Source organism: Nocardioides sp. NPDC057772 (assembly GCF_042798075.1).
Classification (GTDB): Bacteria; Actinomycetota; Actinomycetes; order Propionibacteriales; family Nocardioidaceae; genus Nocardioides.
The window spans coordinates 1-10,270 of the sequence record NZ_JBHVKN010000183.1 but is presented as its reverse complement, the minus strand read 5'-3'; the positions used below and the strand labels follow the sequence as shown (position 1 = coordinate 10,270).

Sequence of the window (10,270 nt, the reverse complement as noted above, 5' to 3'; positions counted from 1 at the left end):
CGTTCTGGCTGCCAGCACGGATCTGCCACCAGGTCGAACTCCTTTCGGGGCTACCTCTCGGATGTCGGACGCGTTGTGGTGGCGGACCGTCCGCGTGTCGGCACTCCAGACGTTCGGCCGCAAGCGCATACGCGACAATCGCTGCTCACCTCAGGTCAGCGAGGAAGCGGTGATGCTCAGGAGCCACGGGCTTTCAGATATCGCAGGCCCTGTTTCATGTAGGCGCGGGGATTCGTGTCCAGATGCGCCGCCCATGCCTCGAGGCGCCTCGCCAAATTGGTTGCTCGAGAGCCCCTGGCCTCAGACCACGCCGTGCTCGAAGGCGAAGGCTGTGGCGGCGGTGCGGGAGCGCACGTCGAGCTTGGTGAAGATGTTGGAGAGATGGCGGGCGACGGTCTTCTCGCTGAGGACGAGGTCGGCGGCGATCTGGGCGTTGCTGCGGCCGGAGGCGACGAGGCGGAGGACTTCGGCCTCGCGGGCGGTGAGGCCGGCGGGCAGAGAGGCGGGAGCTAGCAGGGCGTCTGCTTCGTCGGCGGCGGGGCGGGCGCCGATCTGCCGGAACGCTGTACGCGCCGCCTCGAGCTCGCGGCGGGACGACTCGGTGTCGCCGGCCTCTGCCAGTGCGCGCCCGGTCAGCAGCCGGGCACGGCTTCGGTCGTAGGTGGCGTCGGCGCGGGCCCACAGCTGCTGCGCCTTGCGCAGGTAGGGGAGGGCACCGGCGGGGTCCCCGGCACTCAGCTCGACGGCACCGTGCGCGTGCGCGGCCGATGCCTCCAGCCAGTCGCAGCCGAAGGCGCCGGCCAGGGCGTCGAGCTCGGCGGCCACGTCGCGGGCCCGGTCGACCTCGCCGGCATCGATCAGCACGTCCACCGCGGCAGGCAGGAGACGGCAGCGCTGCACCGGACCACCTGTCTCCGCGAGCAGCCGGTCGATCGCGGCCAGCGCCGCGGCGCCTTGACCACGGGCCGACCAGAGCAGCGCGAGGCCGGGCTGCGGGTCGAAGCCGCTGTCGGCGGCGCGCTCGTAAGCGGCATCGGCCTCGGCGTACTCGCCGCGGAGCCGGAGCACCTCGCCGGCCTCGTACGCCGCCAGCCCGACCGCGTCCGGCGCGTTCACCTCCTGGTAGCGGCGGGTCGCGTGCTCGAACTCCTCCAGAGCCTGCTGCCACTCGCCGTGCAGCCGCAGCAGCTGGCCGCGGTGGACCGCGCACTGGCCGGTGAATGCCAGCGGCCCGGGCTGGGCGGCGCACCAGCGCTCCAGCGCGGCCGTCCACTCCGCGACCCGGCCGAAGTCGCTGATCTCCTGGCAGCCCTCGATCGCGGTGCAGTAGACGTGGCCTGCGATGACGGGGGAGGCCTCGCCCGCGATCACGCGGACCATCGCTTCGTCGAGCAGAGCGAGGCCTTCGACGACCCGGCCGGAGTAGATCGCCATCCGGCCCTGGGAGCAGAGGCCCAGGGCGATGAGGTCGGGTTCGGCATGGCGCCGGCCGCGCTCTGCCACCTTGTCGGCGTAGCCGGCGGCCGCGGCGAAGTCACCGGTGCCCAGGGCGCGGAACATCCGCAGGAAGTCCACCCAGCCGACCTCGACGCCGTCGTCGGAGCCGGCGACGAGCCCCTCGGCTCGCGAGGTCCAGCCGCGCGCGAGCGCGCTCTCGCCGTGGACGTGCGCCGTCATCGTGATCCGGAACGCGCAGCGGACCGAGCGCCCGAGATCGGCGGCCTCTTGGCTCGACAAGAAGGCACGCTGCAGGGCGGCGATGGTCTCGTCGTGGTGTCCGGTCAGCTCGGCGGCGACGGCGAAGTCCTCGAGGTCAGCGGCCGAGAGCACGGCGTGGTCGGCCGCCGACCAGGCGCTGTAGGCCGCGGCCCAGTCGCCGCGGTCGAAGTCGACGCGGGCGCTCTCCAGCTGGACGTCGGCCACGGCAGGAACCTCCCCTGGAGAGCGTACGCCGATCAGGCGCCGACGGAGACCCGTGAGGCCGCCCGCATCCGGGACGTGACCCGGTCCGCGACGAGCGCCGCGTCGCGCCCGGCTCCCGCGAGGAGCATCGAGCTGAACGCGTACTGGAAGCTGAGGCCGCAGAAGAAGAGCCCGTCGGCCTCCGCGACGACGCCGCGCATCTCCCGTGGCCAGCCGTCCTCGTCGAGCACCGGCAGGTGGATCCAGTCGAAGGCCTGTCGGAACCCCGTCGCCCACACGACGGTTCCGACCCCGCGGGGCTCGCCATCGATGACGGGCAGCCCGTCACGTACCTCCTCGATCCGCGAGGTCACCCGCTCGACGCCGCGGGCGGCCAGGTCGGAGCGCTTCACCCGCAGCATCGGCCCGCCGTGGCGCCGGATCGCGGGCATCTCCTTGCGGCCGATCGGCGTACGCCGGGTGAGCACGTGGCGCCAGGCGAAGAGCAGCACCGGGAAGAGCACGTGCATGACCGGCGAGTCCAGGCGCGGCGGGATCTGACCGCAGTCGCGGCCGGCCAGGATCGTCGGCCGCGACTCGGCGACCTCGAAGGCGATGTCGCAGCCGGAGTGGCTGGCTCCGACGACGAGGACCGCGCCGTCGCGCAGCTGCCCGGGGCGGCGGTACTCGCTGGAGTGGAGCTGCAGGATCGACGGGTCGAGCTGCGCAGAGATCGCCGGGACGTGAGGCGTACGCCCGAAGGTTCCCGTCGCCACCACGACGTTGTCGCAGGTCCAGGTGCCGCGGTCGGTCGTCACCCGGAAACCGTCACCGTGCCGGTCGAGCCCGGTGACCCGGGTCTCGAGCCGGACCGGCAGCTCGAAGGTGCGGGCGTACGTCTCGAGGTAGTCGCCCACGTCGTCCTTGCCGGGGAACGACCATCTCTTCGCCGGGAACGCCATGCCGGGGAGGCCGTCGTACTTGGCCGGAGAGTAGAGCCGGAGCGTGTCCCACTGGCGCCGCCAGTTGTCGCCGATCCGCGCGTTCCCGTCCAGGATCAGGAACGCGCGGCCGCGACGTCGCAGGTGATAGCCGGTCGCCAGGCCGGCCTGGCCGGCACCGATGATGATCGTCTCGATGTGTGTGGTGTCCATACCGGCGACGCTAGGTCTGTGAGCCGCCGCTCCGCGTCGGGCGTACGTCGCATTCGGCGGCCACGGTCAATGGGTCGATCTACTCATCGGCGCGTGTCAGACCGTGCTCAGCTGCAGCGCCGGTGGCCGCAGCCTGGCGCAGCGCGGCCCACCACGCTCGTCGGTCAGGTCGACGGTCGCGATGACGTGCTCGGCAACGGGGACGTCCTCGAGCATGAGCTTGGCCCTCCGGAACATGGTGAAGGCTCCGTCTGGGCCGACGTCTCCCCAGGTCAGATAGACGAACCGGGATCCTCGGGCGCCTTGGACGGCCGGGCCACGGAAGTCGGTGCCGGAGTCGCGCTCGACGACCTCGATCTCCGTACGCCAGACCGCAACCTCGCTGTCGCCGGGCACCAGATCGGCGGGATCCCGGCGGACCTGGATGCCCACATGGACGTTGTGGCACGGATCGGTGTCGAGGTGCCAGGACCGGCCTGGGAAGTTGTGACCACGGATCTCGAGCAGCACCGCTCCAGGATGCCATGTGAAGACCGCGAGCTCGTCGCGGATTTTCGATCACGCGGGTAGGTGGGCAGGGAGATACTCGAGACATGACGAAGCAGCCCCCGGAGGACTTCAGCAAGCTCCCGCCCACGGTGCCGCTGGAGGAGACGATCGCCTACCAGCTCCAACCGCAGATCCCGCTCGGCCCCGAAGGTGGCGGCGACGCGGTCGACGGCGGCGGGGACGGCGACTGATCGGACGCCCTCACTAGGGTGAGCGGCGTGGACGAGCCTGAGAAGTCGTTGAAGGAGCGCCTCCGCGAGGCGATGATCGGGTGCCGCGAGAGTGTGTTCCCGGCGTACGCGAGTCCGGCGGAGGTGTTCGACGGGTTGGCGGAGGCCTGCCGCGAGCTCGGGATCGAGGAATGGGACGTGTACGCCGAGCGTGGGCCGGTCGCGCGTCTGGAGGCCGAGGTCGCCGAGCTGCTCGGGAAACCGGCTGCGTACTTCCCCTCCGGGGTGATGGCCCAGCAGGTGGCGCTGCGGATCCACGCCGACAACGCCGGCAACAGGCGGGTCGCGATGCCGGATCTCTCGCACCTGCTCGTGCATGAGGACGACGGGCCGAGGATCCTTCAGGACCTGCGGATCGAACACCTCACCACGGGCCGTGAGACACCCACGAAGGCCCACCTCGACGCAATCCCGGGACCGTTGGCCGCCTGCCTGGTCGAGCTGCCCCTGCGTGACGCGGGCTGTCTGCTGCCGACCTTCGACGAGCTCGCGGAGCTGGCGGAAGGGTGCCGCGAGCGCGGGATCGCGCTCCACATCGACGGCGCCCGGATCTGGGAGTCGCAGCAGTGGTTCGGCAAGCGGCTCGCAGAGATCGCCGGCCTCGCCGACACCGTCTACACCAGCTTCTACAAGGGCCTCGGTGGCCTCGCCGGAGCGGCGCTGCTGGGCGATGACGACTTCGTCGCGCAGGCCAGATTGTGGCGGCATCGGATGGGCGGCACGCTCTACCGGTCCACGGCCGAGGCGGTCGCGGCGCTGGCCGGACTCCGGGACCGGCTCCCGCACATCGGCGAGTGCGTGACCTGGGCGAGGGCGTTGGCGGCAGCCCTTCCGGCGTACGTCACCGTCCAGCCGCCCGTGCCGCACACCAACACCTTCCTGCTGTACGCCGCGGGCGACCCCGACGCTGTCAACACCCGTCTCCTCGCCGCGCTGGAGGAGCACTCCCTCGCGTTCAGCAGACCCTGGAGCGCGAGCGACGAGCCCGGTCGTGTGGTCACCGAGGTGACCGTCGGCCAGGGTGCGCTCGAGCTGGACCCTGAGACCGTCGCCGGTCACATCGCCGCTCTCGTGGATCGAGACTGACCCGGGAGACAGCTCAAAGCGGCATCACGGGCACCCGGCCGGTGATATTTTCGGACGAACCAGCGAAGTCCTACTGAAGGGCAGCCTCATGTCGGTTCAGTTCGAAGTGCGCATCGATGGAATGACCTGCAACCGCTGTGTCGAGAGCGTGACCAACGCTCTTGGAGATCTGGACGGCGTCCACGGCGTCGAGGTCGATCTGAACCCGGGAGCCGTATCGAGCGCGCGCGTCACCGCCGACGCGCCGGTCGAGCCGAGAGTCCTCAGATCAACGCTCGCCAAGGCCGGATTCACGATCGCTCGCGACACCTGAGCGGGGCCGGAGTCGTCCGTGCTCGGCTCTCGTCGGCACTTTCCGTCCCTCACCGCCGAACCTGAACTCGTCTACCTCGACGCCGCCTCCGGCACCCCGTGCCCCGACCCCGTCATCGCCCAGCTCACCGCCGAGCTGCGCGGACCCGCCGGCAACCCCGGCCGGGGCGGTCACCCGTGGGCGCGTGACGCGCTGCGCCGCTTCGAGGTCGCGCGCGCCTCCGTCGCGGCGTTCCTCGGCGCCTCGTCGCCCGACGAGGTGGCCTTCACCCGCGGCGCGACCGGCGCGATGGCGTTCCTGGCCGACCGGTGGGGACCGGGCGCGCTCGCCGACGGCGGCGACATCCTCTACTGTCCCGGCGACCACCTGTCGTCGGTCCGGCCCTGGCTCCGGCTCGCGGAACGGATGCGGCACCAAGGCGTTCGGGCGGTGGCGTACCGCCGTGACCGGCTGGGGCGCATCGACCCGGACGACTTCGCGCGCGTGGCGAGCGGCCGCACCAAGGTCGTCGTCGCCACTGACGTACACAATCTCCACGGCACCCGGACGGATCTCGACACGCTCGCGATCCCGCCTGCCGCGACGGTCTGCCTCGACTGCTCGCAGAGCGCCGGACGGCTGCCGTTGCGGCTCGCCGAGTCCCGTGCCGAGCTCGCCGTCGTGTCGGGCCACAAGATGTTCGGCCCGCCGGGCACGGGCACGGTCTACGTACGGCGCAGTCAGCATCACCGCATCGCCGTCGACCGCGCGGCCGGGCGCAGCGGCCCGGCCCGGCACGTCTCGCCGCTCACCGACGCCGCCGAGGAGGGCAGCCTCGACGGAGCAGGCGCGGCCGCGCTCGCGAGCGCGGCGGCGTTCATCGACGGCATCGGCCTGGAACGCGTCGGAGGTCATCTCACCGGTCTCGCCGCCCGGGTCACTGAAGGGGCGGCTCGGATCGGCGGCGTCACGCTCCTCGGGCCGCCGGCCGGTGCGGACCGGCCGCACAGCGGGATCGCCGCCTTCACCGTCGACGGCCAGGCCGGTGCCGACGTGGCCTTCGCGCTCGAGCAGCGGGGAATCTACGTACGGGCGGGCGACCACTGTCTCGAAGGGCCGCGGGACGACGTGGTCCGGGCGAGCTTCCACCTCTACAACGACGAGAACGACGTAGACCGACTCCTGCAGGGCCTCGCCGCCGCTGCCGAAAGGGACTGACACGTGGAGCACGAAGGCATCCGGTACGACCGCGCCGCCGCCGCCCGCATCCTGGCCGAGGTCGCGGGAGCGGACTTCCTGTCCGGTCCGGCGCCGGTGGCCGGCGCCGTCTCGGTGGAGTATCGCCTCGAGGAGCTCTCGCCGGAGCCTGGGGGGCCACTCACGACCGGCCAGCGCCGTTACCTCGAGTCCTACATGCGGCCGTGCCGCCCCGACCAGGTCGTGACCGCGACCCATCGCGTCACCTGGCGCGACTCCCGCGGGATCGCGAACAGCGGCCACGTCGGACCGGGACCGCTCGGACCGGTCCTGCCGATCGCGGCCAGGGAGGCCGTGATCGCGGTCGCCGACACGATCGCCGCAGCCGAGGCGGTGACCGCCCGCTCGGACGCGCTCGGCGACGACGAGCTCGACGTCCTCGCCGACACCACCACCGACCAGGAGCCAGCCGAGATCTTCCGCGTCGGCGCCGAAGCCGCGGGCCGCGCCCTCGTCCAGCACGGCATGCTCGCCGGGCAGGTCGGCATCGACGACCCGGTCGACTTCGCCGAGGCGATGCTGGCCTCGGGGCTGTACGGCACGGTGGCCTCGACCTGGTTCTGGGAGCTGCAGGCCTCCACCTACCGCCGCGGCATGATCCCCGCACGGCTCGAGCGCACCGGTGGCCGACTGCGCTACACCCCCGAGACCGTCGCGTTGCTCGCCGAGATGAAGCGCCGCACCATCGCCGACGCCCACGAGGTGATGGACCGGGCCCGTGCGGAGGGTCTCGGGGTGCGCGCCGCCATCCATCGCTATCACGTGGAGCTCGACCAGATCTCGCGACAGTACGCCCTGCTGCCGGTCGGGGAGCGCCCGGTCTGCCTCGGGCAGCGGGCACATCAGGTCGACGGAGCGCGGGTCCAGCCGCTCGCCGCGGTGGCCGAGGCGCTGACCGGCGCCTTCCGGTCGGCGGTCGCATCGGTCCGGATCGCCGAGGCGCCCAAGCCCGCCGAAGGAGATGCCCGGTTCGCTGCGGGGGAGCAGGAGTTCGGGGTGCCGGACATGACCTGCAGGCACTGCCGGGTGACGATCACCGCGGTCTTCGACGCCCAGGCCGCCGAGCTGATCGAGGTGGACCTGCACGGAAAGCGGGTCCGGGCCCGGTTCACCGACGCCGACCAGCGCGACCGGGTCTTCGCCGATCTGCGCGATTGCGGCTACACGGTGGCCGAGGGGTGAGCGCTCGCTATCCGCTCCCGGCTGCCCGGCACCCGATCGTGGCCCGGTTCCTCGCCGACGGTGCCGCGGTGGACGAGGCGATCGGACGGTTCGGATCCCCGCTCCACGTCGTCTTCCCCCAGGTCCTGGCCGAGAACGCCGCGGCCCTGACGGCCGTTCTGCGGAGCCACGGAGTTCCGCACGAGGTCTTCTACGCGCACAAGGTGAACGCCTCGACCGCGCTCCTCGCCGAGGCGTACGTCGCCGGGCTGGGTGCGGACGTGGCCTCCTCGGCCGAGCTCGACCGCGCCCTGGCCGCGGGGTTCTCGCCCGGCCGGATCGAGGCCACCGGACCGAAGTCGCCGGCGTTCATCGGGCGGATCGCCGCGCTCGGGATCACCACCAACGCCGACGACCTGTGGGAGCTCGACCGGCTCGCCGCCGCGGTGCCCGCCGGCAGCACCGTCCCGGTCCTGCTGCGGCTCTCCGGCTTCTCCTCACCGGTGGTGCCTCAGTCCCGGTTCGGCATCGACCTCGCCGATGCCGACACCGCCCTGGAGGCCGTACGCCGCGCCCCGGGGCTCGAGCTCCGCGGGGTCGCCTTCCACCTCGACACGGCCGATCCGGCGGCCCGGGTGGACGCGCTGACCGAGTCGATGGCGGTCGTGGCCGCTGCGTACCGCAAGGGTCTGCGACCCTCGGTGATCGACATCGGCGGCGGCTTCCGCCAGCGCTTCGTCGACGATCCGGAGCCGTTCCAGCGGTATGCGCAGGCGCTCGCCGTCGCGGGGCCAGGAGAGCTGGTGTGGCCTGGTCACGACGTCGGCGCGCCGGCGGCGCACAAGTACGGCAACCACCGCCCCACGACCGAGGTGCTGGAGGGGTTCCTGACGGCCGAGATCGAGCGGCGACCGGTCGCCGAGGTCCTGCGCGAGTGCATGCTGACCCTGTGGATCGAACCGGGCAAGGCGCTGGCCGACCACGCCGGCGTCACGCTGGCCACGGTGCTCTACCGCAAACGGGCGGCCGGACGCGACCTGGCCGTCCTCGACCTGTCCCGCAACCAGGTCACCCCGGCCGACCAGGAGGTCCTGGTCGACCCGGTCCTCGTCGACCCGGTCCTCGTCGACGGGCGCGGTGATCCGACCGACGACGGCGTGTTCCTGGCCGGGCGGCTGTGCCTGGAGTCGGACCTGATCAGCCGGCGGAAGGTGTTCCTCGGCTCCGAGCCGGCCAGCGGTGACGTACTCGCGTTCGTGAACACCGCCGCCTATCAGATGGACCTGTCGGCGTCGGCCGCCGCCGGGCACCCGCCTCCGCCGAAGGTCGCGGCGGTCCTGGACGGCGACCGGTTCGTCTTCACCGCCGACGCGTCCGACGATCGCCACGGGAGCTGACCATGCGTTACGACAGCGTGCTCGACATGATCGGCGACACTCCGCTGCTGCGGCTCGACCCCGCGGTGCACGGTGTGCCCGAGGCCGAGATCTTCCTGAAGCTGGAGTCGGCCAACCCGTTCGGCTCCGTCAAGGACCGGGTCGCCTGGGGACTGCTGCGCGACCACATCGACACGATCGCCGCGAACGGACAGGTCATCCTGGAAGCCTCGAGCGGCAACACCGCGAAGGCGCTCCAGATCATCGCCTCGATGCACGGGGTCGGGTTCCGCGCCTTCACCAACCGCGTCCGGGTGCGCGAGGTCCGCGAGATGCTGTCGCTGCTGGGCACCGAGGTGACCGAGATGCCAGGCCTCTCGGAGTGCCCGGACCCGACGGCGCCCAACGACGTGTTCGGGGTCATCGGGGACCTCATGGAGAGCGAGCCGGGCCGCTACCACCACACCTCGCAGTACACCAGCGAGGACAACCTGCGCGCCCACTACGAGCAGACCGGCCGCGAGATCCACCGCGACGCCGGCCCGGTCGACCTCCTCGTGGGCGGGCTCGGCACCACCGGCTCGACCAGAGGTGCCGCGACGTACCTGCGCGAACGCAACCCGGAGACCGCGGTGGTCGGGGTCGTCGCCGCCGAGGGCGACTTCATCCCCGGCATCCGCTCCGCCGCGGAGATGTGGGAGGTCGGGCTCTTCGAACCCGGCTTCTACGACGCGATCGCCGCCGTCGACTCGGCCGACGCGATCTCAGCGAGCCTCGAGCTCGCCACCCGCCACGGCGTGCTCGCCGGTCCCACGACCGGGGCGGCCTACGCGGCGGCGCGGGAACGGCTCCTGGCAGGGCCCGGGGGACCGGTCACGGCGGTCGTGATCGCGTGCGACCGGATGGAGCCGTACCTCTCCTACTACCGCCACCGCCGACCCGACCTCTTCGGGGCGACCCGCCCGGCCGCCGAGGGGCCGGCACCTTCCGTCGGGCCCGAGGAGATGGAGGCATGGACCGCCGCCGGTGAGCACGTGGTCGTCGTCGACGTACGAACGGCCCTGGCGTTCCAGGCCGGTCATGTCCCTGGCGCGATCAATCTCCGCGACGATCTGCTGGAGCAGGTCATGGAGGCCGGGATGCCGTTCTCCGAGGCGTCGCGGGTGGTGTTCGTGTGCCCGACCGGGGACCGGTCGGCTCATCGTGGCGATCGTCATCCTCGCCGTGGTCTCGGCGCGTTCCCGCATTTCCGGGAAACGCCCC

At 72.0% G+C, this 10,270-nt stretch carries 10 protein-coding genes; 7 read left to right on the top strand and 3 right to left on the bottom strand.

What is annotated here, in order from left to right; all coding sequences use genetic code 11:
* Window positions 1–300: 300 nt before the first annotated feature.
* The 3 genes from ACFVJS_RS22355 to ACFVJS_RS22345 all read right to left on the bottom strand — a co-directional run bounded on the left by ACFVJS_RS22355 (window position 301) and on the right by ACFVJS_RS22345 (window position 3,566).
* Entirely contained in the window at window positions 301–1,923 is a 1,623-nt protein-coding gene (locus ACFVJS_RS22355) for a LuxR C-terminal-related transcriptional regulator (RefSeq protein WP_378885081.1), read from the bottom strand.
* 32 nt (window positions 1,924–1,955) lie between these two features.
* Entirely contained in the window at window positions 1,956–3,056 is a 1,101-nt protein-coding gene (locus tag ACFVJS_RS22350) for a flavin-containing monooxygenase (protein ID WP_378885079.1), read from the bottom strand.
* Window positions 3,057–3,152: 96 nt separating this feature from the next.
* Complete coding sequence (locus ACFVJS_RS22345) at window positions 3,153–3,566, bottom strand: DUF5990 family protein (protein ID WP_378885076.1); 414 nt, start codon at window positions 3,564–3,566, stop codon at window positions 3,153–3,155.
* Between the two features lie 83 nt (window positions 3,567–3,649).
* Here ACFVJS_RS22345 and ACFVJS_RS22340 point away from each other — a divergent pair, with 83 nt between their 5' ends.
* The 7 genes from ACFVJS_RS22340 to ACFVJS_RS22310 form a co-directional block, all read left to right on the top strand.
* Window positions 3,650–3,796 carry a hypothetical protein gene (locus tag ACFVJS_RS22340; RefSeq protein ID WP_378885073.1) on the top strand — a complete coding sequence of 49 codons (147 nt, stop codon included), beginning with the start codon at window positions 3,650–3,652 and terminating at the stop codon, window positions 3,794–3,796.
* A 27-nt stretch (window positions 3,797–3,823) separates the two neighbouring features.
* Window positions 3,824–4,921, top strand: coding sequence for a threonine aldolase family protein (locus ACFVJS_RS22335; RefSeq protein WP_378885070.1), 1,098 nt, complete (start codon window positions 3,824–3,826; stop codon window positions 4,919–4,921).
* 88 nt (window positions 4,922–5,009) lie between these two features.
* Window positions 5,010–5,234, top strand: a complete 225-nt coding sequence (locus ACFVJS_RS22330; protein ID WP_378885068.1) for a heavy-metal-associated domain-containing protein — start codon at window positions 5,010–5,012, stop codon at window positions 5,232–5,234.
* An 18-nt stretch (window positions 5,235–5,252) separates the two neighbouring features.
* A complete protein-coding gene (locus ACFVJS_RS22325) occupies window positions 5,253–6,431 on the top strand; it encodes an aminotransferase class V-fold PLP-dependent enzyme (RefSeq protein WP_378885065.1) in 1,179 nt (392 codons plus the stop codon).
* Window positions 6,432–6,434: 3 nt separating this feature from the next.
* Window positions 6,435–7,652 (top strand): copper chaperone, encoded by a 1,218-nt coding sequence (locus tag ACFVJS_RS22320; protein WP_378885063.1) that lies wholly within the window; start codon window positions 6,435–6,437, stop codon window positions 7,650–7,652.
* Window positions 7,649–9,028: an alanine racemase gene (locus tag ACFVJS_RS22315; protein ID WP_378885060.1), complete on the top strand. Its 1,380-nt coding sequence runs from the start codon at window positions 7,649–7,651 to the stop codon at window positions 9,026–9,028. Before ACFVJS_RS22320 ends, ACFVJS_RS22315 begins: the two co-directional genes overlap by 4 nt.
* A 2-nt stretch (window positions 9,029–9,030) precedes the next feature.
* Window positions 9,031–10,270: pyridoxal-phosphate dependent enzyme (locus ACFVJS_RS22310; protein ID WP_378885057.1), on the top strand; the 1,240-nt coding region annotated here is incomplete at its 3' end.